The 22,497-nt window shown below is 66.8% G+C and carries 18 protein-coding genes and 1 tRNA gene; 4 read left to right on the top strand and 15 right to left on the bottom strand.

The window, feature by feature from the left end:
• Window positions 1-63: 63 nt before the first annotated feature.
• Window positions 64-405, bottom strand: coding sequence for a hypothetical protein (locus EAH76_RS08635; RefSeq protein ID WP_140849828.1), 342 nt, complete (start codon window positions 403-405; stop codon window positions 64-66).
• A gap of 285 nt (window positions 406-690) precedes the next feature.
• Here EAH76_RS08635 and EAH76_RS08630 point away from each other — a divergent pair, with 285 nt between their 5' ends.
• Window positions 691-3,444: a hybrid sensor histidine kinase/response regulator gene (locus tag EAH76_RS08630; protein ID WP_161988997.1), complete on the top strand. Its 2,754-nt coding sequence runs from the start codon at window positions 691-693 to the stop codon at window positions 3,442-3,444.
• Between the two features lie 23 nt (window positions 3,445-3,467).
• Here the strand turns inward: EAH76_RS08630 and ggt are convergent, their stop codons facing one another.
• The 4 genes from ggt to EAH76_RS08610 all read right to left on the bottom strand — a co-directional run bounded on the left by ggt (window position 3,468) and on the right by EAH76_RS08610 (window position 9,739).
• Window positions 3,468-5,219, bottom strand: a complete 1,752-nt coding sequence (ggt, locus tag EAH76_RS08625; RefSeq protein ID WP_140849826.1) for a gamma-glutamyltransferase — start codon at window positions 5,217-5,219, stop codon at window positions 3,468-3,470.
• A 181-nt stretch (window positions 5,220-5,400) separates the two neighbouring features.
• A complete protein-coding gene (locus EAH76_RS08620; protein WP_140849825.1) occupies window positions 5,401-6,927 on the bottom strand; it encodes a DHA2 family efflux MFS transporter permease subunit in 1,527 nt (508 codons plus the stop codon).
• A gap of 180 nt (window positions 6,928-7,107) precedes the next feature.
• Window positions 7,108-8,271: an HlyD family efflux transporter periplasmic adaptor subunit gene (locus EAH76_RS08615; RefSeq protein ID WP_194150960.1), complete on the bottom strand. Its 1,164-nt coding sequence runs from the start codon at window positions 8,269-8,271 to the stop codon at window positions 7,108-7,110.
• Window positions 8,264-9,739, bottom strand: a complete 1,476-nt coding sequence (locus EAH76_RS08610; RefSeq protein ID WP_194150959.1) for an efflux transporter outer membrane subunit — start codon at window positions 9,737-9,739, stop codon at window positions 8,264-8,266. Before EAH76_RS08610 ends, EAH76_RS08615 begins: the two co-directional genes overlap by 8 nt.
• Before the next feature lie 95 nt (window positions 9,740-9,834).
• Here EAH76_RS08610 and EAH76_RS08605 point away from each other — a divergent pair, with 95 nt between their 5' ends.
• Window positions 9,835-10,476 (top strand): TetR/AcrR family transcriptional regulator, encoded by a 642-nt coding sequence (locus EAH76_RS08605; protein ID WP_140849823.1) that lies wholly within the window; start codon window positions 9,835-9,837, stop codon window positions 10,474-10,476.
• A 284-nt stretch (window positions 10,477-10,760) separates the two neighbouring features.
• On the opposite strand, the gene EAH76_RS08600 is transcribed toward EAH76_RS08605, so the two are convergent.
• The 5 genes from EAH76_RS08600 to EAH76_RS08580 form a co-directional block, all read right to left on the bottom strand.
• Window positions 10,761-10,835, bottom strand: a tRNA-Glu gene (locus tag EAH76_RS08600).
• 79 nt (window positions 10,836-10,914) lie between these two features.
• Complete coding sequence (gene recJ, locus EAH76_RS08595) at window positions 10,915-12,678, bottom strand: single-stranded-DNA-specific exonuclease RecJ (protein WP_140849822.1); 1,764 nt, start codon at window positions 12,676-12,678, stop codon at window positions 10,915-10,917.
• Between the two features lie 52 nt (window positions 12,679-12,730).
• Window positions 12,731-13,411 (bottom strand): prolyl hydroxylase family protein, encoded by a 681-nt coding sequence (locus tag EAH76_RS08590; RefSeq protein ID WP_140849821.1) that lies wholly within the window; start codon window positions 13,409-13,411, stop codon window positions 12,731-12,733.
• Window positions 13,412-13,496: 85 nt separating this feature from the next.
• Complete coding sequence (locus EAH76_RS08585) at window positions 13,497-14,519, bottom strand: RcnB family protein (RefSeq protein ID WP_194150958.1); 1,023 nt, start codon at window positions 14,517-14,519, stop codon at window positions 13,497-13,499.
• 111 nt (window positions 14,520-14,630) lie between these two features.
• Window positions 14,631-15,170, bottom strand: a complete 540-nt coding sequence (locus tag EAH76_RS08580) for a (2Fe-2S)-binding protein (protein WP_140849820.1) — start codon at window positions 15,168-15,170, stop codon at window positions 14,631-14,633.
• A 164-nt stretch (window positions 15,171-15,334) separates the two neighbouring features.
• Between EAH76_RS08580 and EAH76_RS08575 the strand changes: the two genes are divergently transcribed.
• On the top strand, window positions 15,335-16,132 hold the full coding sequence (locus EAH76_RS08575) for a DODA-type extradiol aromatic ring-opening family dioxygenase (RefSeq protein ID WP_140849819.1): 798 nt from the start codon (window positions 15,335-15,337) through the stop codon (window positions 16,130-16,132).
• Window positions 16,133-16,169: 37 nt separating this feature from the next.
• On the opposite strand, the gene EAH76_RS08570 is transcribed toward EAH76_RS08575, so the two are convergent.
• Together EAH76_RS08570 and EAH76_RS08565 are read right to left on the bottom strand one after the other, a co-directional pair.
• Complete coding sequence (locus EAH76_RS08570) at window positions 16,170-16,352, bottom strand: hypothetical protein (RefSeq protein ID WP_140849818.1); 183 nt, start codon at window positions 16,350-16,352, stop codon at window positions 16,170-16,172.
• A gap of 101 nt (window positions 16,353-16,453) precedes the next feature.
• On the bottom strand, window positions 16,454-17,215 hold the full coding sequence (locus EAH76_RS08565) for a class II aldolase/adducin family protein (RefSeq protein ID WP_140849817.1): 762 nt from the start codon (window positions 17,213-17,215) through the stop codon (window positions 16,454-16,456).
• A gap of 138 nt (window positions 17,216-17,353) precedes the next feature.
• Between EAH76_RS08565 and EAH76_RS08560 the strand changes: the two genes are divergently transcribed.
• Window positions 17,354-18,637: a sugar MFS transporter gene (locus EAH76_RS08560; RefSeq protein ID WP_140849816.1), complete on the top strand. Its 1,284-nt coding sequence runs from the start codon at window positions 17,354-17,356 to the stop codon at window positions 18,635-18,637.
• Here the strand turns inward: EAH76_RS08560 and EAH76_RS08555 are convergent.
• The 3 genes from EAH76_RS08555 to EAH76_RS08545 form a co-directional block, all read right to left on the bottom strand.
• Window positions 18,634-19,761 (bottom strand): CaiB/BaiF CoA transferase family protein, encoded by a 1,128-nt coding sequence (locus EAH76_RS08555; RefSeq protein WP_140849815.1) that lies wholly within the window; start codon window positions 19,759-19,761, stop codon window positions 18,634-18,636. The two genes, EAH76_RS08560 and EAH76_RS08555, sit on opposite strands and share 4 nt — an antisense overlap.
• 105 nt (window positions 19,762-19,866) lie before the next feature.
• Complete coding sequence (locus tag EAH76_RS08550) at window positions 19,867-21,051, bottom strand: acyl-CoA dehydrogenase (RefSeq protein WP_140849814.1); 1,185 nt, start codon at window positions 21,049-21,051, stop codon at window positions 19,867-19,869.
• Between the two features lie 110 nt (window positions 21,052-21,161).
• Window positions 21,162-22,418 carry a TetR/AcrR family transcriptional regulator gene (locus EAH76_RS08545; protein ID WP_140849813.1) on the bottom strand — a complete coding sequence of 419 codons (1,257 nt, stop codon included), beginning with the start codon at window positions 22,416-22,418 and terminating at the stop codon, window positions 21,162-21,164.
• Window positions 22,419-22,497 lie beyond the last annotated feature (79 nt).

Genomic DNA, 22,497 nt, shown 5'->3' with positions numbered 1-22,497 from the left:
CAGGCCATCCAGATGAGATCGCTTAGCGCCGATCTGCATCAAAAGGCCCAGATAGGAGCGCCGTTAGCGCTGCTTCTTGGTGATGGTCGCGGTGAAGTCGGGATCCTTCTTCGCGACCCAATCGACGAATTTCCGGACGGCGGGATTTGCGAGCAGCGCCTCCACATCCATCGCGTGGCGCTGCAGCTCGGAATTGGTGAAATTTGCGACCAGCGTCTGTTGGCAAATCGGATGCATCGGCACCACGTCGCGCCCACCGCGACTTTTCGGCACGGGATGGTGCCAGACGATCGTCTTGCCCAGCACGCGGCCGCAGAGCCAGCAGGGGGCTACCGTCGCCGGTACATCCTCTTCCTCGAGCTGTGGCTCCTCATACGGGCCATGTTTCGAATGTTTGCGGGCCATGCGTCTCTCAATTCCAAGATCATCGCAGCCTGTAGCAGCGCGCCCGGCGCCACGACAGCCCAGTCCGTCGCGGGTGACCGCGAATGGATCGTCGGCTTCGAGACATAGACGCCTGCGGTCACGAACTGCCCAAGCGAAGCTGCAGACGATCCGCCGATGCCGCTACTCAAAAGACCTTGCTCAAGGGTGGATTGCGGTGGATTGATACCCGGCATTACGACGCCAAATGTCGATCCCGTTAGATCGCTCAATCTTACGTTGGACCTTCCCTTGCCGAGCACCGCCTTGAATCGCTGGATCATCGACAGCGCGACCGATTTCGCGATCATCGCTACGGACCGCGAGGGCCGGGTGACCGCCTGGAACGCGGGCGCGCGGCTGATCCTTGGATGGAGCGAAGAGGAGATGCTCGGCCAGACGCTGGCGCGCATCTTCACACCCGAGGACGCTGCAAGCGGCCGCGTCGATACCGAACTGCACGAGGCGCTCATCGCGGGAGGCGGCACCGACGAGCGCTGGTATCAGCGCAGAAGCGGCGAGCGTTTCTGGGCCAATTGTCAGATCACCGTGCTCCGCGACGATGCCGACAATGCGATCGGGTTCGTGAAGGTGCTGCGCGACAGGACCGAGCAGAAGCTTGCGACCGAAGGGCTGAGCGGCAGCCAGAGCAACATCCGCCTGTTGCTCGATTCGATGATGGAGGGCTTCTACGCGGTCGATACCGAGGGCGTGACGACGCTTTGCAACGCCGCGTTCCTGCGCATGATGGGCTTCGCGCGCGAGGAGGACGTGCTCGGCCGCAAGCTGCACGACACGATCCACTCCAAGCATCCCGACGGATCGCACTATCCCGTCACCGACTGCCCGATCTACACATGCGCGCGCAACGGCATCGGCGCCCATGTCAGCAACGAGCTCTTCTTTCCGGTCAATGGCGCGCCTCCGTTGCCCGTCGAATATCGCGTCATCCCGATCATCAGCGGGGGCGAGCATCGCGGTGCGATCTGCACCTTCGTGCCCGTTGCCGAGGAGCGGAACGCCTCCGAGCGGTTGAAGCTCGCGCTCGATGCCGGTGCGATCGTCGGCACCTGGGTGTGGGACGTTCCCGCGGACAGCTTCATCGCCGACGATCGCTTCGCGGAATCGTTCGGTTTGTCGCCCGAACTGTGCCGATCGGGCCTGCCGCTCGATCAGGTCACCGCGTCGATCCATCCGGAAGACCGCGGCAGGGTCGGCAGCGCGATCGAGGACGCGCTTGCGCGCGGCGGGCCGTATTGCTGCGAGTATCGTGTGCTCCAAAGTGACGGCGTGTATCGATGGGTCGAAGCCAACGGCCGGGTCGAACTCGACGGGGAAGGTCGCGCGCTTCGCTTTCCGGGCGTGCTGCTCGACATCGAGGCCGGGCGTGTCGCGGAAGCCGAGCGCGATCGCGTGACTGCGCTGCTGCGCACTTTCACCGAAGCCGTGCCGGGCGTGGTCTATGCAAAGGATCGCGAGGGGCGCTTCCTCATCGGCAACCGCGGGACCACCGAGCTCATCGGTAAGCCGCCAGCCGAATATATCGGGCGCACCGACCTGGACGTCCTCGATGACCGCGTCGAGGGCGAGAGGATCATGGCGACCGATCGCCGCATCATGGAAAGCGGCGTAGAGGAACAGGCCGAGGAAGAGGTCCGGCTTCCGGATGGCAGACCGGCGACCTGGCTGTCGACCAAGGCGCCGTTGTTCGACGACGCCGGAGCGGTGATCGGCCTCGTCGGCTCGTCGGTCGACGTGACTGCCAGGAAGCAGGCCGAAGCGGCCGTCCGCGAGCTCAACCGAACGCTCGAGCAGCGCGTCGCCCAGGCGATCGACGAGCGTCAACAGATCGAGGAAGCGCTGCGCCAGTCGCAGAAGATGGAAGCCGTGGGGCAGCTGACCGGCGGCCTGGCGCACGATTTCAACAATCTCCTGACCGGCATGATGGGGAATCTCGAGCTCCTCCAGCTGCGGATCGCGCGCGGCCGGCTCGACGATATCGATCGCTTCGTGCTTGCCGCCCAAGGTGCCGGCCGCAGAGCCGCGTCGCTGACGCAGCGCCTGCTCGCTTTCTCGCGTCGGCAGACGCTCGATCCCAAGCCGACCGACGTGAACCGTCTGATCGGCGGCATGGAGGAGCTGTTGCGGCGCACGGTCGGTCCTGGCAACACGATCGAAGTCGTCGGCGCCGCTGGCCTCTGGGCGGCCAACATCGATGCCGGGCAACTCGAGAATGCGCTGCTCAACCTGTGCATCAATGCCCGCGATGCGATGCCGGACGGCGGCCGGCTGACGATCGAGACCGCCAACAAGTGGCTCGACGATCGGGCTGCCCGGGAACGCGACCTTTCCGCGGGTCAGTACCTCTCCGTCTGCGTGACCGACACCGGCACCGGCATGTCGCCCGAGACGATCGAGCGCGCGTTCGAACCCTTCTACACGACCAAGCCGATCGGGCAGGGCACGGGCCTTGGGCTCTCGATGATCTACGGCTTCGCACGACAGTCGGGTGGCCAGGTACGGATCTATTCGGAGGTGGGCAGCGGCTCGACCATCTGCATCTATTTGCCACGGCACCACGGGGATGCGCCCGTCGCCGAGATCGAAGAAGCCTCGACGCGTCGCGATAGCGCGCACGGCCAGACGGTGCTGATCGTCGACGACGAAGCAACGATCCGCCACCTCGTTGACGAAGTGCTCGAAGATCTGGGCTATACGGTGATCGGCGCAGCCGATGGCGCGGCGGGTTTGAAGGTTCTGCAATCGGGCGCCAGGATCGAGTTGCTGATCACCGATGTCGGCCTCCCCAACGGAATGAACGGTCGGCAGGTTGCCGATGCGGCTCGGTCGCTTCGACCAAATCTGAAGGTGCTGTTCATCACGGGCTATGCGGAGAATGCGGCCGTCGGGAACGGGCATCTCGAGCCCGGCATGGAGTTGCTGACCAAGCCCTTCACGATGGAAGCGCTCGGGATCAAGGTCGGCGAAATGCTTCGTAGGTCAGACGCGGAAAAACGCTGAGGATCGCTGGATCGACAAGCCTTTCACCGCACTGCCGCGGCCGATCCGGCGCCGCCGCGGGCATCGTGCGCGCCGAACATCGTCGCTCCGGCCAGCGGCGGCGCACCGAGCGACAGGAATCGCGACATCGTGCCCGCTAGGCTGCGCAGCCTTGGCGCCCCCAGCGCGATGCCCTCGGCAATGCCCCAGTGTCCCTCGTCGGAGAAGGTATAGCCGCGCTGTTCGAGCAGGCGTCGCGTGTCCGCCGACAGTGCATACGGTTCGAGCGCAACTGTGTCGGGAAGCCATTGCTCGTGGATGCGCGGCGCGTCGATCGCCTCCTGCACGTCCATGCCATGATCGACCATGTTGAGGATCGCCTCGAGCGTGATGGTGATGATGCGCGAACCGCCCGGGCTGCCAATCACCAAAACGACCTTGCCGTCTTTCAGCACGATCGTCGGGCTCATCGAGCTGAGCGGGGTCTTGCCGGGCGCGACCGCATTGGCCGCGCCCTGCACTAGACCGAACATGTTGGGCGATCCCGGCTTTGAGGTGAAATCGTCCATCTCGTCGTTCATCACGATGCCGGTGCCGGCGGCGACCCGGTGCGCGCCGAACCAGTCGTTGAGCGTGTAGGTGACCGACACCGCATTGCCCTTGGCATCGACCACATCATAGTGCGTGGTGCTCTTGCCCTCGTGCGCTGGCGCCGCGGGGCCGAGGGTCGCGGATGGTGTCGCGCGTTCGGGATCGATCGTGGCGCGCAGTTTCGCGGCATAAGCGGGCTCAAGCAATTCGGCGATCGGATTGGCGATGAAGTCGGGATCCCCGAGCTTGTTATTGCGGTCGACAAAGACCCGGCGCAGCGCCTCGACCAGCACATGAACCTCGGCGGCGGAGTGGAAACCCATCGCGGTGAGGTCATAGCCCGACAGGATGTTGAGCGTTTCGCAGATCGACACGCCGCCGGAACTCGGGGGCGGCGCGGAAACGACGTGATAGCCGCGATATTCGCATTCGATCGGCTTCAGTTCGCGCACCCGGTAGGCGGCGAAATCCTGCCGGGCGAGAATGCCGCCGCCCTTGGCCGATGCCGCGACGATCGCGCCGCCGATCGATCCTTTGTAGAAGGCGTCGGGGCCTTTGGCGGCGATGAGTGCAAGCGTCTTGGCGAGGTCGGCCTGGACCAGCCGGTCGCCTTTGGTCAGCGGCCTGCCGCGTGGCTGAAAGATGCGTGCGGCCTCGGGATCGCGCGCGAGCTTGGGTCCCTCGAGTGCCATCACACCGGCATCGCCTTGGCCGAGCAGGAAGCCGTCGCGCGCCAGGCGGATCGCCGGCGTCATCAAGGTCGCGCGCGACAGGGTGCCATAGCGGACCCGTGCGGTTTCCAGGCCTAGCACCGTGCCCGGTACGCCGACCGCCTGCCAGCTGTCGGTCGATCGGCTCGGTACGGGGTTGCCGTCTTTGTCCTGGAACATGGTTGCGGTGGCGGCACTGGGGGCCTTCTCACGAAAATCGAGGAAGGTAGAGCGGCCGTCGGCGAGATGCAGCGTCATGAAGCCGCCACCACCGATGTTGCCGGCCTGGGGGTAAACGACGGCCAGCGCATAGCCGACTGCGACCGCTGCATCGATCGCGTTGCCGCCTTTTGCCAGGACCTCGACGCCGACATCCGTCGCAAGCTGCTGCGCGCTGACGACCATCCCGCCAGAGCCCGCCACCGGCTCGCGATCGGCAGCAGCCGCGACCGCTGGAATGAGAGCGAAGCAAAGGGCGGGGAGGAGCGTGCGCATGGCGCCGATGGTGCCGCAAACCGCAGGCGTTGAAAAGCACCACGCAGTTGACCGCACGCGTGTGCGGGGCGCAACGGGAGCGAACGCGGAACAATTCGCGGCTTGCTTCCGCACTAACGCGATCTGCGCTTCGCCGAACTTCGTCATCGCTCCCGGGCACGAGACTGGCAGCAGCCCCACGTTAATGCGCTGCGCCAGCCTCGACGGCGCGGGTAGGGCGGGGCGACACCCAGATGATCATCGCGGCAAAGGCGAAGACGATCGCCGACAGCAGGAAAAGATGGTTGATCGCCATCGCATAGCTTTCCTGCGTCACCGTTTGCTCGATCGTGCTCCGCACCTGATCGAGCGAGAAGCCACCCGCCTGCATCGCCGCGCTGGTCGGGTCGGCGTTGAGCTTCGACACGATCTCGCTGCGCGCGACCACCGCGTTGTTGGCATAGAGCGTGGTCGCGACCGAGGTGCCGATCGCGCCGGCCATCGTCCGCAGGAAGCTCATCACGCCCGCCGCCGAGGCGGTTTCCTCGGGCTCCACCGCACCGAGCCCGATCGTGGTGAGCGGAATGAAGAAGAACGGCATGCCGATCCCCTGCAACAGCTGCGGCATCGCGAGCGTCCAGAAGTCCGCGCCGCTGGTCCAGTGGACCCGCAGCAGCGAGGTCGCGCCCAGCCAGAGGATGCCGAAGCAGACGAGGCCGCGCGGATCGACTTTGTCGATCAGCTTGGCGACAATCGGCGACATCGCGACCGCGCCGACCCCGGTGAAGGCCGTCACATAGCCGGCATAGGTCGCGGTATAGCCCATGCTGCTCTGGAGCCACTGCGGGATGAGCACCGCCGAGGCGAAGAACGCCGCGAAGGCGAAGGCGAGGCTGATCACCGAGACGGTGAAGCCGCGGTGGCGAAAGACGCGCAGATCGACGATCGGCTGGCGCTCGGTGATTTCCCAGGCGACGAACACCACCAGGCCGATCGCCGCGACGATGGCGAGGATCACGATCAGGCCGTCGCCAAACCAGTCATGCTCGCGGCCGATATCGAGCATGATCTGCAGCGCGCCGATCCAGACCACGAGCAGCGCGAGGCCGATCTTGTCCATCGCCAGCTTTTCGGTCCCGGTTTCTGCCGGCGAGAGCAGGCGGTGCGCGCCGAACGCGCACAATGCGGCGATCGGGATGTTGATGAAGAAGATCCAGTGCCACGACCAGCTGTCGCTGATCGTCCCGCCCAGGATCGGGCCGAGGATCGGCGCGGTGACGGTGGTCATCGCCCACAGCCCCATCGCCTGGCCCTGCTGTTCCTTGGGAAAGATGCGCAGCAGCAGCGTCTGGCTGAGCGGCATCAGCGGGCCGCCGCACAGGCCCTGGCCGATCCGGCACGCGACGAGCATGGTGAGACTGTTCGACAAACCGCACAGCATCGAGAACAGGCCGAAACCGAGCATCCCGAAGATGAAGGTCTTCACCGTGCCGAAGCGTCCGGCGAGCCAGCCGGTGAGCGGCACGCAGATCGCCTCGGCAACGGCGTAGGACGTGATCACCCACGTGCCCTGCGTCGATGATATGCCGAGCGAGCCCGAGATGTGCGCGACCGACACGTTGGCGATGGTGGTATCGAGCACGACCATGAAATTGGTGAGCGCCAATACCACGCCCGCCAACAGCAGGGTGGGCCCGGTAAAGGGCTTGAAGTCTTCCTGAACGGCCATCGCCGCCTTACTCCTGCCGGCGCCGGAGCGCCCGGTTAACGGGTTCGTATCGAGGCTGGCAGGCGGGTCGCCGACGCGATCCCGCCTGCCCTCGTTGGGGCGTTCCCGAGCCGGGAGGGGGGACCCCGGGCTCTGGCGTTCGGGAAGGAACGCCCCGACAAGCACGTGCCGACGCTCGGGCTAGCGCGCGGCGGTATCGATCTCCGCGGTCATCGACAGGCCGACCCGCAGCGGATGCGCGGCGAGTTCCTTGGGATCGAGCGCGACGCGGACCGGCAGGCGCTGGACGACCTTGATCCAGTTGCCCGTCGCATTCTGCGCCGGGATCAGCGCGAAGGCCGAACCAGTACCGCCCGAAAAGCCGACGACACGACCGTGATACGCGACATCGTCGCCATAGAGGTCGGAGGTCAGCGATACCGCCTGGCCCGGCTTCACCTTGGCGAGCTGGCCTTCCTTGAAGTTCGCATCGACGTACATCTGGTTGACCGGGACGATCCGCATCACCGTCGTGCCCGGCGCGACGCGCTGGCCGATCTGGATGCTGCGGCTCGCGACCACGCCGTCGACGGGCGCGCGCACGATGGTGCGGTCGAGGTCGAGCCTTGCCTGGCGAACGCGGGCCTCGGCGGCGAGCACGTCGGGCGCGGTGGCGGCGGTGGTTCCCTGGATCAAGGCCTGGTTGGCGGCGAGATTGCCCGACGCCGCGCCCTGTTGCGAGGTCGCCTGCGCCACCGCAGCCCGCGCTTGATAAAGCGTCGCGCGCGCGCCGGCCAGCGCATTGGTCGCCGATGTCAGTTCGTCGCCCGAGACCGCGCCGTTGGGCGCGAGCTTTTGCCGGCGATTGAAGTCGACTTGCGCCTTGGCAAAGCCCGCACGCGCCGACACGAGCTGGGCCTGGGCGCTGGCGATGTCGGCGCGGCGCGCATCGACCTGCGCCGACAGCGCGTTGCTGGTCGCCGCGCTCTGGCCGAACTGGCGGCGCGCCTTGGCCAGATCGGCCTCGGCACTGGCAAGCGTGATCTGCGCATCGCTATCGTCGAGCCGGACAAGCACGTCGCCGCGCTTGACCGGCTGCGTGTCGGACGCGAGCACCGCGATCGCTTGCCCCGACACCATCGGCGTCACCTGTGCGGTATCCGCGCCGACATAGGCATTGTCGGTCTCGACATGATGGCTGCCAACCATCGCATACCATCCGCCATAGCCTGCGCCGCACAGCAGGACGATAGCGGCAATGCCGGTCAGCAGGCGCTTGCGCGTGTTCGGCATCTTGCTCTCGGTGGCCGTCTCGGGGGTCGCGGTCTGGTGGAATTGACGAGGCGTGGGGTCGGCATCAGCCATGGGTCTGGTCCTTGCTGGTCGGGTCCGTGAGCGTCCGGGAAATGGCCACGGTCGGGGAGAAACCACCGCCCAACGCGCGCACAAGCGCGACATCGAGGGTGAAGGCGCGCGCCTGGAGGTCGGCGACGGTCCGCTGCGACTGGAGCGCCCGGTCCTGCGCGGTGAGCACGTCGGTGAAGCGCGACAGCCCGCCTTCGTAGCGCTGGCGTGCCACCGAATACGCCGCCTGTGCCGCCACCAGCGCCGCGCGCGATTCGGACAGGCGCGTCGCCAGCGCGCGCTGGCTGACGACGGCATCCGCGACGGCGCGATAGGCGTCGGTCACCGTCTGGTCGTAGGTGGCGACCGCGGCCTCGTAGAGCCCGCGCGCATGGCGATATTGCCCCTGCAACGCACCGCCGCGGAAGATCGGCAAGCTGATCGCAGGTCCGGCATTGCCGAAGGTCGATCCGCTGTTGAAGAACGAACCGAGCCCCAGCGACTGGAGGCCGAACACCGCGCTGAGTTTGACGTCCGGGTAGAAATCGGCGCGCGCGACCTTGATGCGGCTCGCCTCCGCCTCGACACGGGTGCGGGCTGCGATGATGTCGGGCCGGCGGCCGATCAGATTGGTCGTCACGTCTGCAGGCAGGCCGCGCGCGGCGATGATCGCGGTCGGTGCGGTAATGGCGAGCCCGCGATCGGGCCCCTTGCCCAGCAGCGCGGCGAGGCGGTTGCGGGTCAGCGCGATCTGCTCGTCGGTCGCGGCGATGTCGGCGCGCGCCGTGGGCACCGCGGATTGCGCCTGTTTGAGCTCGGCCTGGGTGTCGAGCCCGGCGACGACGCGGTCGGCGGTGAGCCGCTCGGTCTGCTGGCGGATGTCGAGCGCGGTGGCCTGTACGCCGCGCTCGGCAAAGAGCTGGGCGAGCGTGGCATAGGCGTCGGCGATGCTGGTCGAGAGCGTCAGCGTCGCTTGCGCGAGGTCGAGCCGCGCCGCCTCCGCGTCGGAGCGGGCCGCCGCATAGGATGCCTTGTTGCGGCCCCACAGATCGAGGTCGAAGCCGAGATCGGCCTCGAGCTTGCCGGTGCCTTTCCACCCCTTCGGCACGAAGGCCGCGGGATAGCCGTTATTGTAGCTCTGCTTGGCGGTCCCGACGCTGCCGCTGGCGTCGAGCGTCGGCAGGCGCGCAGCCTGGGCCTGCTGGACATAGGCGTCGGCCTGGCGAACGCGCGCCACCGCGGCGGCGAGATCGGGCGTGCCCGCCATCGCTTCGGAGATCAACGCGTCGAGTTGCGGATCGCCATAATCGTGCCACCACGCCTGGTCGGGCCAGGCCGAGCGATCGACGCCGGCAAGCGTCGTGTCCGCGGCATAAGCCGTCGACGGCACCATTACCGGAGTCGGGCCGAGCCTGGGGACCGTCGCGCAGGCGGAGAGCAGAAGCAGGGCGAGCGGTGCCATCGGGCGGATCGCGGTGCGGGGTGTCATGAGCGCCATATCTAAAACCGTACTAAGAGGTACAGTTTTGAAATGGGGGAGGCGTGAGCGGTTGTCAATTAAAAAGTGTACCTTATAGTACGATTATGAGTATCGAACCGAACACGGCGCCGCTCGGCAAGCGCGAGGCGCGCAAACAGGACCGGCGGCAGGCGATCGTCGCCGCCGCCCGCCGCTCGTTCCTCGAGGACGGCTATGCCGCGACGTCGATGTCTGGCCTGCTGAGCGAACTGGGCGGATCGAAGGCGACCTTGTGGAGCTATTTCCGCTCGAAGGAGGAGCTGTTCGCCGCCGTGATCGAGGATGTGACCTCCGAGTTTCGCGCGGAGCTCGAAGGCGGTCTGCTCGCCTCGGCGGACCTTGAGACGACGCTGTTCAGCTTCTGCCGCAGGTTCATCCAGAAGACCGCGCAACCCGACGCGGTCGCGGCGTGGCGCCTGATCGCGGGGGAGAGCGGGCGCTTCCCCGAATTGGGCGCTATCTTCTACGAACGCGCAGCGATGCGGGTCGAGCAAGCGCTGGCGGGATATCTGCGGGGCCAGATCAGCGCCGGCTGCCTGCGCGACGAAGATCCGGTCGATATGGCGCAGATGCTGCTGGGCCTTTGCACGACCCAGCATAATCGCCGCTTATGGGGCATCTCGCCCGATGCCCCCGACACGACCGAGCGTGATGCGCGGCGGTTCACCGGCTATTTCCTTCGGCTTTTCGCGACGAGCGCGGGATAAGGTCGGGGTCTGAGGCGACGAGTGGGCGTTATCACGTCGGTTCTGGGCTGTGTCGGCTTAGTCGAGTCCCAAATGGTGTCAGCTTTGAGTCCAGACTGCCTTTTGGAGGCGGCGTTAAGTCGAGAAGACGTGTATGACGCGGAGTGGTTGGAGATCATGGCCAATGATGGCAGGAGTCTTCATCACGGTCATTGAAGGCTGCCGAAAATGTGGGACGGAATGCGGGCGCACGGTGAGCGCTTTTTCGTGGAAGGCACGCGATCAAGCCATTGTGTGCTTGGCTTTGGTGACCCCTACGGGAATCGAACCCGTGCTTCAGCCGTGAAAGGGCCGCGTCCTAACCGCTAGACGAAGGGGCCATGCCGGCGTGGCCGGTTGGTTGGAGGCGGTTAGGGAAACTGGCGGCACGGGTCAAGCCATCTCTTGCACGAAATCGTCTCAATCGGCCCAGGCGGCGTCGTCGATGTGGAGTTCGGCCGCGGGGCGCGAGCCCCAATCGTCGATCTTGGCGCGGCCGGCGAGCCACAGGCGGCGGTGCGGGGCAGCGCCGAGCAGCGCCTGGCCGAGCGCGGTGTCGGCCTGGCGGAAGGCGACGGCCTTGAGCGACCCGCCGCCATCGCCCGCGACGATCGCGCGGACATGGCCGTTGCCGACCACATCGGCCTTGATGATCCGCACTGGCCCGGCGACGACGCGCGGCTGCGGCCAGCCCATGCCGTAGGGGCCGCCGAGCTCCATCGCGGTGACGAGAGCGGGCGTGACGCCGCCGGCGGTCAGCACTGCGTCGAGCAGCAAGGCGCGGTCGCCCATCGCGCGCGTGACCGCCGCTTCGAGTCGCTCACTGAGGAAGGCCGCGAAGGGATCGACCTGGTCCTCGGCGATCGTCAGCCCCGCGGCCATCGCATGACCGCCGCCAGCGACGAGCAGGCCCTGCTCTTTCGCCGCGAGCACTGCTGCGCCCAGATCGACGCCCGTGATCGAACGACCCGAGCCCTTGCCGAGCCCCGCATCGTCGAGCGCGATGACGAGGGCAGGGCGGCCGTATTTTTCTTTGAGTCGCCCGGCCACGATTCCGATCACGCCCGGGTGCCAACCATGCCCCGCGACGACGAGCACTGCGCGGTTGCTCTGGTTGAGTGCGATCAGCTCCGCGGCTTCCTGGACGATGCCTTCGATCGCGCGGCGTTCCTCGTTGAGCCGATCGAGCTCGACCGCGATTCGCTCGGCCTCGGCCGGGTCTTGCGTGATGAGCAGCCGTACGCCGAGATCCGACTTGCCGACGCGCCCGCCGGCGTTGATCCTGGGTCCGAGCGCGAAGCCGAGATCGGTGCTGGTCGGCGCGCGCGTCAGGCGCGACGCGGTGATCAGCGCGTTGAGCCCGATGTTGCGGCGCTGCGCCATCACCTTGAGGCCTTGGGCCACGAACGCGCGGTTGAGGCCGCGCAGCGCCGCCACGTCGGCGACGGTGCCGAGCGCGACCAGATCGAGCAGGTCGAGCAGTTTGGGTTCGGCGCGGTCGGCAAAATAGCCCCGACCGCGCAACGTGCGGATCAACGCCGCGCCGAGCAGGAAGGCGACGCCGACCGCGGCGAGGTGGCCGTGCTCTGCCCCTTCGGTCTCATCGAGCCGGTTGGGATTGACCAAAGCATGCGCGTGCGGAAGCGCCGCGGCGCATTTGTGGTGATCGACGACCAGCACATCGACTCCGGCATCGCGCGCGGTGGCGAGCGCGTCGAACGCCTGTGCGCCGCAATCGACGGTGACGATCAGCGTCGCGCCTTCGTCCTTGAGGCGCACCAGAGCGGGGCCGGTCGGGCCATAGCCCTCGAGCATCCGGTCGGGAATGTACGGCCGCGCCTCGAGCCCGAGATCGCGCAGCAGCAGGATCATCAGCGCCGCCGACGTCGCGCCATCGACGTCGTAATCGCCGAAGATCGCGAGTTGCTCGCCCGACTGCACCGCATCGGCGAGCCGGTCGGCGGCGCGGTCCATGTCGCGGAAGATCGAGGGGTCGGGCATGAAGCCGCGGATGCTCGGCGCCTTGTGCGCGTCGAGCGCGTCGCGCGGGCAGCCGCGCGCGAGCAGCAATTGCGTGACGAGATCGTCGGGCGCGAAGCCGGGGTCGCGTGCGTCGGTCTCGAGCATGCGCCAGCGCCAGGGCTGTCCGAGGATCGAATGGCTGATGTTGAGGACGGTGTTCATTGCCCGCCCTCCTACGCGCTTGGCCGAAGAGCGCAAATCGGAGCGTCCGGCGTCAGCCCTTGATCCACTTCCCTTCGCGAAACCATTTCGTCACGATATATTTGGTCCCGGTGACCACGGGCATCCCCTCGTGGAGCGTCTCGGTGTTGCGGCTGCCGTCGCGGTTCATGTTGTTCCAGGCGAGCAGCAGGCCCTTTTTGGGCGCGACGCGGATGCCGATCTGCGGGAACCAGGTCGCGCCGCCTTCCTTGACATGGTTGAGGTAGATCATCGCGGTCCAGGTGCGCTGGCCGCCGGTCTCGATCATCTGCGGCCAATAGGCCTGCTTCTCGTTGAAATAATCGAAATGCGCGCGGAAATGCTGGCCGACGGCATAACGCTGGCCCTGCATCGTCTCGCCCTGCACCGGGTCGATTCCGAGCAGATGCGCGATCGCCTCGTCGGTCGGCCGGACATCGGGCGACCAGCGGTCCATGTCGCAGCTTTCGCTCGTGCGGAACTCCTGGATATTCTCCTCGGCGAGGACGGTCGAGCGGCGCTTGTTGGCGTCGATCATCGCGACGAGCGTGTCGCAGGTGGCAGCGTCGAGGAAATCGGGGTGCTGATAGATTTGCGCGCCGTCGACCGCGAAGCGCTTGACCGCGGGATTGGCATCGAGCCGCGCCCCGACGGTTTCGCCGAACTGTCGCCGCAGCGGGGAGGCGCCGTTGGGTTTCTTTGCAAAGAGAGCCATGCGCGCGACTTTGTCGCTGGCGCTTTAAAAAACAAGGGGTCCGCAAGGCCAATGCCCGCGGACCCCGAGGTCGGTCTTCCGGCGCTTACCAGAAGATGTCGTACACCGTGTCGACGACGTAGCCGGTGCGGATATCGACCAGCAGCGCGTCGTTGTAATAGCGCACCCAGCGATACGGACCGTAGGCCGGCGGCAGGCGGTAATAATCGGCGTCGCCGATCCAGTAATTCTGGTTGAACAGCACCGAGCTCAGCGAGAAACCGACCGAGAAGCGGCGATACCCACCCGACCAGCCCGACGGCGCGTAATAGCGCGGGAGGTGATAGGCATTGCGGTTCTGGCTGCGGTAGCTGTTATAGTTATAGCGGTTGTCGCGCCGCCAATCGCGGTTCCAGTCGCCACGATTGTCGCCCCGGCCGTAGCCGCCGGCATAGCTTCCACCATTGCCCCGATCGCCGAAGCGCCCGTCGTTCCCGCGGAAATCGCCACCGCGTCCGTTGCGGGGATCGCCGCGATCGTTGCCGCGGAAATCACCGCCGCGCTGTTGCCGGTCGAAAGCCGGGCGACCGTCGCGCGGGCCACCTTCGAAGCCGGGACGACCATCGCGCGGACCGCGGTTGAAGTCTTGGCGGCCGTCGCGTTGCCCGCCGTTGAAATCGGGGCGACCGTCGCGCTGACCGCGGTCGAAGCCTGGGCGACCGCCGGGCTGGCCGCCTTGGAAGCCGGGCTGGCCGCCGCCCTGCGCCTGGGGCGGGACACCCTGCGGCGGTGCACCCTGCGGCTGGCCGCGATAGTCGCCACGCCCGCCAAAGTCGCGACCGCCGCCACCCTGGCGATCAGGGCGCTGCTGCGGTTGCTGCTGGGCTTGCGCCGGTGCCTGGACCTGCGCGGGCGCCTGCTGCTGGCCTTGTGAGCGCTGCCAATTGGTACGGCCTTCGGCGCCGGGGATCGCCTGGCGCTGGGGCCGGCCTTCGCCTTGCCCCTCTTGCTGGCCGCGGCGCCCTTGACCGTCGCCGCGATTCGGCCGGTCGCCATTATCCTGCGCCATCGCCGCGGCGGGGATCAACGCAGAAGCCGCCATGATCGCGGCGAGCAAAGACTTGCGCATCGATACTTCCTCATCTTCGTCCGGACAGCATGCCCGGTCGTTAAATTGCTTATGCTCTGCGCGCGATGAGCCGTGGCTGAATTCGGGTGACAGCGTTGCGAAAGCTTTGGCTCATCTTGGCGGGGTGAGCGCCGGGACTTCGCGCGCGGCGTCGGCGGGCGTGATCCCGGGGCGGGGCGGCGCCGCGATCGTCTCGTCGCCGCGCTGCACGCTCGCCGCGAGCAGGATCGCCTCGACGAGTCGCGGATAGATGCCGCAGCGGCACAGGTTGGTGATGCCAGCGCGAATGTCGTCCTCGCTCGGATTGCGGTTCTTCTTGAGCAGGACGGCCGCTGCCATGATGATGCCGGGGATGCAGAAGCCGCATTGCACCACGTTCTTGTCGAGAAACGCCATCTGCACCGGATGCGACCGGTCGCGAGACAGGCCCTCGATCGTCGTGACATAGCTGCCCTCGACCGCGCCGATCGTGCGCTGGCACGACCGCACCGCTTCGCCATCGATATCGACGGTGCAGGCACCGCAGTCGCCCGTGCCGCAGCCATATTTGGTGCCGGTCAGGTTCGACGCGTCGCGCAGCGCCCAGAGCAAGGGTGTGTCGGGCGCCATCTTGTACTGGACCGGCTGGTTGTTGACGGTGAAGCGCGTCATGCGCGTCGCTCGCACGCCGTTGCAGGGTAGGGGGCACTCGTCTGGACCATGCACCGACCATGCCCGCGCCCGACCTCCCGGGCAAGCGAGGAGGCCGCCCGCGAAACGCGCCGTTTCGCGCAGTGCGATTGTCGGCGCGGCCACCGCGCGCGATAGAGGTCTGCATGAAACTCCCCACGCTCTTCATCCCGCATGGCGGCGGCCCGTGCTTCTTCATGGATCCGGCCGGCGGTCCGCCCGATCCGATGTGGCGGCCGATGCAGGCCTATCTCGCCGGGCTGGTCGCCTCGCTGCCCGAACGGCCGCGCGCGATCCTGCTCGTGTCGGGGCATTGGGAGACGCCCGAACTGGCGATCAACACCGGCGACGGGCATCCGCTCGATTTCGACTATTTCGGCTTCCCGCCGCATACCTATCAGCTCGACTGGCCATCGCACGGTGATCCCGCGCTCGCGCAGCGGGTGAGCGCTTTGCTCGCGGCTGCGGGGATCGCGCATCACGGTGAGGAGCGCGGCTGGGATCACGGCGTGTTCATCCCGATGATGGTCGCGGTGCCCGATGCCGATATTCCGCTCGTCCAGCTTTCGCTGCGCGCCGATCTCGACCTCGAAGCGCATATCGCGATCGGGCGCGCGCTGGCGCCGCTGCGCGACGAAGGGGTGCTGATCGTCGGATCGGGGATGAGCTTCCACAACCTCCGCGCGCGCGGACCGCAGGTTACGCCGGTCGCCGAGGGGTGGGATGCAGCGCTGACCGCGGCGGTGACCGATCCTGATCCAGTGGCGCGCGCCGCGCGCATCGCTGCCTGGGAGACGTTGCCCAACGCGCATTTAGCGCATCCCGCGGCCGAGCATCTGCTGCCGCTGATGGTCGCGCTCGGCGCCGGTGGCGACGATGCGGCAGTCTGCGATTACCGCGATGTCGTGCTCGGCTGGGTGGTGTCGGGCTATCGCTTCGGCTGAAGCGTCCCGGGGCGGCATGGCGCCGCCCCGACAGGCATCAGGCAGGCTTGGCGCCGGGCGTGCCGCATTTGGCGAACTTGCCGTTCAGCCGGCACTTGGTCGCGACCGGCTTGGCTGGCGGGCACTTCATGAAGCGCCCCTTCGCGTCCTTGCACGGCGCAGCCATGGCGGGCGCCGAGGCGAGCGAGAGCGTTGCGGCGGCAAGCAGGATCTTGAGCATTTTTGTCTCCACACGGTACGAACCTAACGGAGGTTAGGCGCGTCCGCGTGGGAGGCAATGCTAATAACGTACGTTGCTGATTAGGTTCGGTTTGTCGGAACTCAGGCGCGCCAGCCGTTGTCGATCTTGTCGACGAGCCGCACCATAGCGGCGAAGTCGGCCGCGCCCGGGCCGCCCGGAATCTGCACCATGTGCAGATCGCGCTGATGCACCGCGACAACTTCGGGCGTGACTTCGATCGCGGTGCCCATCGACATGGTTGCGACCTGGATTTCGCAGGCGCGCTGCAGCGACCAATGCTTGAGGAACGCCTCGGGCAGCGTCCGACCCATCACCAGGATGCCGTGGTTCTTGAGCAGCATGACGCGCTTGGAGCCGAGATGCTCGAGCAGTCGCACACCCTCTTCGTCGCGCACCGTCACGCCCTCGAAATCGTGATAGGCGATCTGCCCCGCGAAATTGCACGCGTAGAAATTCGTCGCGCGCAGCCCGCCCTCGAGCGAGCTCACCGCCATTCCCGCGGTCGTATGCGTGTGCATGATGCAATGCGCGTCGGGCAGATGGCGATGGAACAGCGCGTGCTGGACGAAACCGGCGCGGTTGACCGGATAGGGGCTGTCGTCGAGCTTGTTGCCGTCGATGTCGATCTTGACCAGGCTCGAGGCGGTCACTTCGCTGAAATGCAGCCCGAACGGGTTGATCAGGAAGGCGCCATCCTCGCCGGGAATTTTCAGCGTGATGTGGTTGTAGATCATTTCCGACCAGCCGAGCATCGCAAAGACACGGTAACAGGCGGCGAGCTCCTGGCGCGCTTCCCATTCGGCTTCGGACATCTCGACGCGAGCGACGGCGGCGGTTGCCATGGCGGACTCTCCTGATCCGGATTGTTCTCTCAGGAGAGTATCGCATGGCATTCTGCGGATTGCCAGACCGGGCTTTGCGCGGGCATGGAGGGCGCCAAGAGAGACAGGCGGCGCAAGCGGCCACTTTAGGGACCGCTTATGCACATAGATGCCGCCACGCCGAACGGCACCGACGAGATCGCGACCAAGGGGATCAACGCCCCCGATCTGCAGGTTTTCGTGTTCGCCCTGTTCTTCATCTTCGGTGGCATCACCAGCCTCAACGATGTGATCATCCCCAAGCTGAAGGACCTGTTCACGCTGAGCTACGCGCAGGCGCTGCTCGTGCAATCGGCGTTTTTCGCGGCCTATTTCGTCTTCTCGATCCCCGCCGCGGCGGTCGTGCGCAAGGCGGGCTATATGCGCTCGGCGTCGATCGGGCTGCTGACGATGACGGCGGGCTGCCTGTTGTTCATTCCGGCCTCGCAATCGGGCACGTTCGCGGTGTTCCTGCTCGCTTTGTTCGTGCTCGCGGCGGGCATCACGATGGTGCAGGTCGTCGCCAATCCTTTGATCTCGCTGCTCGGGCCGCCCAAGACCGCGTCGAGCCGGCTGACCTTCGCGCAAGCGTTCAACTCGCTCGGCACGACGATCTTCCCGTATGTCGGCTCGATCGTGATCCTCGGCTCGCTCGCGACGATCGATCCCAAGACGCTGACCGGCGCGGCGCTCGACGCCTATCGCACCGCCGAGACGCAGACCGTGGTGCACACTTATATCGGGTTGGCGGTTGCGCTGGTGATCGTCGCCGCGGTCGTGTGGACGCGCCGCGACCGGCTGCAGACTGCGGTCGATGACCAGGGCAGCATCGTCAAGGCATTCGGGCTGCTCCGCCTGCCGCGCTTCGGCTTCGGCACGCTGTGCATCTTCCTCTATGTCGGCGCCGAAGTCGCGATCGGCTCGCTGATCGTGAGCTATCTCGTCCAGGCCGATACGCTGGCGCTGGGCGCCGAGGCGGCGGGCAAGCATGTGCCGTTCTACTGGGGCGGCGCGCTGGTCGGGCGCTTCATCGGCGCGGCGGTGCTGCGGTATGTGTCCCCGGGCAAGGTGCTCGCCGGCGTGGCGATCGCCGGGATCGCGTTGATCGCGCTGTCGACGCACACCACCGGGCTCGTCTCGGGCTGGTCGCTGCTCGCGATCGGGCTGACCAACTCGATCATGTTCCCGACGATCTTCAGCCTCGCCAGCGAAGGCCTCGGCAAGCGCGCGGCCGAAGGGTCGGGCGTGCTGGCGATGGCGATCGTCGGCGGGGCGATCATCCCGCCGCTGACCGGCCTGATTGCCGATCACAGCAGCCTGCGTTTCGCGATGATCCTGCCGGCTGCCTGCTATGCGATCATCGGCTGCTACGGCGTGTTCGCGCGCAAGCCGGCGATCGCCTAACCGAGCAGCGCTTCGATCTCGGCCGGGTCGAAGCCGGCCTCGTTCAGGATGGCGTGACTGTCGGTGCCGCCCGCCATGCGCGGGGGCACCGTCGCGCTACGCGAATAGCGCGGGGCAGGGGCGGGCTGGGTAACGCCGCCCGCCGTAACGAAAGCCTGGCGCGCGACATTGTGCGGATGCGCGGCCGCCTCCTCGAAGCCGAGCACCGGCGCGACGCAGGCTTCGTGGCCCTCGAACGCTGTGACCCAGGCGTCGCGGTCGCGCTGCTTGAAGCGATAGGCGAGCTCCTGCTTGAGCCGCGGCCAGACGGCGGGCGCGAATTGCGCGTCCCATTCGGCGCCGTCGAGCTGCATCACGCGGCGCAAGGCGGCGTAAAATTGCGGCTCGATCGCGCCGACCGCGATCCATTTGCCATCGGCGGTTTCATAGGTGTCGTAGAAATGCGCGCCACCATCGAGCAGGTGCGTCCCGCGCGCGTCGCTCCATTGGCCCATGCCGCGAAACCCCCAGATCATGCTGGCGAGCACCGCCGACCCTTCGGTCATCGCGCAATCGACGATCTGGCCCGTGCCGCTCGCTTGGGCCTGCAGGATCGCGGCGAGCATTCCGAAGGCGAGCATCATCCCGCCCCCACCGAAATCGCCGACGAGGTTGATCGGCGCGCTCGGCTTGCGCCCCGCTTCGCCGAGCGCGTGGAGCGTGCCCGAGATCGCGATATAATCGATGTCGTGGCCGGGCGCGTCGGCGAGCGGACCGGTCTGCCCCCAACCGGTCATGCGGCCGTAGACCAGCGCGGGATTGTCCGCGAGCAGCAGCTCGGGCCCGAGGCCGAGCCGTTCCATCACGCCGGGGCGGAAGCCTTCGATCAACCCGTCGCACGTGGCAGCGAGCCGGCGCACCGCGGCGACCGCTTCGGGATTTTTGAGATCGAGCGCGATCGTCCGGCGGGAGCGCAGCAGCGGATCGCGCGTCGGATCGGTCAGTCCCGGCGGTCCGGGACGCTCGACGCGGATCACCTCCGCGCCGTGATCGGCCAGCATCATCCCGCAGAACGGGCCGGGGCCGATCCCCGCCATTTCGAGGATCCGCAGACCGGCGAGGGGGGCTGATGCTTGGCCGCTCATCCTATCCTCCGTCATTCCCGCGAAGGCGCGAATCCCGTATCTTCCCGCCGCCCGAAGAAGCGGGACGCCCGCCTCCGCGGGGGTGACGGGAAGGGCGGCGCGCCATCAGAACGCCGCGATCCCAGTGATCGCGCGCCCGAGGATCAGCGCATGGACGTCGTGCGCGCCCTCGTACGTATTGACCGTTTCGAGGTTCATCATGTGGCGCATCACCTGATATTCGCCCGAAATCCCGTTGCCGCCGTGCATGTCGCGGCTCATCCGCGCGATATCGAGCGCCTTGCCGACATTGTTGCGCTTGACGATCGAGATCATCTCGGGCGCGAACTTGCCGGCATCCATCAGGCGACCGACGCGGAGCGATGCTTGCAGGCCGAGCGCGATCTCGGTCTCCATGTCGGCGAGCTTCTTCTGGTAGAGTTGGCGCCCGGCGAGCGGGGTGCCGAACTGGTTGCGGTCGAGCCCATATTGCCGCGCGGCATGGAAGCAGAATTCGGCCGCGCCGAGCGCGCCCCAGCTGATCCCGTAGCGCGCGCGGTTGAGGCAGCCGAACGGACCCTTCAGGCCCTGCACGTCGGGGAGCAACGCGTCCTCGGACAGTTCGATCTCGTCCATCAGGATCATGCCGGTGATCGAGGCGCGCAAGCTGAGCTTGCCCTCGATCTTGGGCGTGGCGAGGCCCTTGGCGCCCTTTTCGACGATGAAGCCGCGGATGCCGTCGCCATGCGCCTCGGACTTCGCCCAGATCACGAACACATCGGCGATCGGCGAGTTGGAGATCCAGGTCTTCGCACCCGACAGCAGGTACCCGCCGTCGATCTTCTTCGCGCGCGTCGTCATGCTGCCGGGGTCGGAGCCGGCGTCGGGCTCGGTCAGGCCGAAGCAGCCGATCCATTCGCCGCTCGCCAGCTTGGGGAGATACTTCCGCTTCTGCGCTTCCGAGCCGTAGGCGAAGATCGGGTACATCACGAGGCTCGACTGGACCGACATCATCGAGCGATAGCCCGAATCGACCCGCTCGACCTCGCGCGCGACGAGGCCGTAGGCGACGTAGGACGCGCCGACCCCGCCATAATCCTCGGGAACGGTGGGCCCGAGCAGGCCTTGCGCGCCCATCTCGCGGAAGATTTCGGGATCGGTGGTTTCGTTCTGGAACGCGTCGATGATGCGCGGGGCGAGCTTGTCCTGTGCGTACGCCCGCGCCGAATCGCGGATCATCCGCTCGTCATCTTCGAGCTGATCGTCGAGGAAGAAGGGGTCAGCCCAATCGAAACGCGCCATGTCGGCCATGAGAGTGTCCTTGTTTCGCGCGTCGCCCCGGCGGAGGCCGGGGCCGCTGGGTTGTGAAACGATGGCCGTGCCACAAACTCAGCGACCCCGGCCTCTCGCCAGGGCGACGGTTATTGATCCAAAATCCGGTCGTCGAACAAGCCGAACGCCAGCGTCGAGGCATAATATCCGATCGCGCGCTCGCGTGTCATCGTGTGTGCCCATTTGCGCATGTCGAACGCCGCATTCTGCATCGCCATCAGCGCCTGCGCGGCGATCAGCGGATCGACCGGGCGGATCGAACCCTCGGCGATGCCGTCGCTCATCGTCCCGGCGAAGCGGCGCGCGATGCGGTTCGAGCGATCGACCATCTGCGTGCGCGATTCGGTCGGCAGGCCCGAGAGCGCTGTCGTGCGCAGTAGCGGCCCGCGCTCGGAAAACTGGACGTCGAGCAGCGTCGCGATCGTCCCCGACAGCCGCTCCCAATGGCTCCCGCCGCGCTCGTCGGCGAGCCGCTGCGCATCGGCGACGGTGTCGAGACTGCGCTTGTAGCACGCGAGCACCAGATCGTCCTTGGCATCGAGATGATGGTAGAAGCTGCCCTTGGTGACGTTGAGCTCGGACGCGATCTTCTGCACCGAGGCACCGCGATAGCCGAGCTGGTTGATCAGCCGCGTCGCCGCGAGCAGGAACGCCTCGCGGCCGGGCTCGGGCTCGTCATGCGCGAGGTCGATCAGCTCGGGGTCCCAGGTCGCCTTCGGTCCGGCGATGCCGTGCGCGAACACGTCCATCAGCCGTTCCTCGACGCGGTCATATTGGTCGGGATCGTAACGCGTCAGCCAGATCGGTAGCCAGAACGTGTTCTCGAGCAGCACATGCGCGCGGCCGCCGTGGAGGTCGGTCTGTGCGCGATTGACGGCGGGGCCCCACAGGCTGCGCGTCTTGCGGAACACTTCGCGCCAGCCCGCCATCAACTTGCCGAGCACCGGCTCTTCCATCGCGCGCAGATCCGACAGGATCGCGAAGGCGGTTTCCTCGCCGCGCTGGATCCGCGCGAGGCGGGTCATGTTGAGCGAGAGGTATTTCGCGACGCGCGCCTGCGGCGTCGGTTCGAGTAGCGACTCGTCGAGCATCGCCAGCAGCTTTTCGAGCGTATACTCGAAGCAGGCGGCGGCGAGGTCTTCCTTGCGCTTGAAATAGTAAGTGACGCTCGTCGTGTTGAGCCCGACGCGGCGCGCCACATCGGCGAAGGTCATCCCCTTCGCGCTCTGTTCGTTGATCGCCTCGGCGGCGGCGGCGAGGATCGCGTCGCGCTTGGCGCGGAAGCGCTTGGTGCTGGTGTCGGAGTCCAGGCTCTCGGCGGTCGGAATGGTGTCGTTTGCCTCCATCCGGCAACCTGTACCATCATCTTTTAGAAGAAACAGTCCCTTTTGTGCGCACGATCAATGCGTGGCTTTTCCGCGCCAA

The sequence above is a fragment of the Sphingomonas glacialis genome, from assembly GCF_006439055.1.
Classification (GTDB): domain Bacteria; phylum Pseudomonadota; class Alphaproteobacteria; order Sphingomonadales; family Sphingomonadaceae; genus Sphingomonas; species Sphingomonas glacialis_A.
Note: the sequence above shows the minus strand (reverse complement) of the source record. Positions and strands in the feature narration are given on the sequence as shown.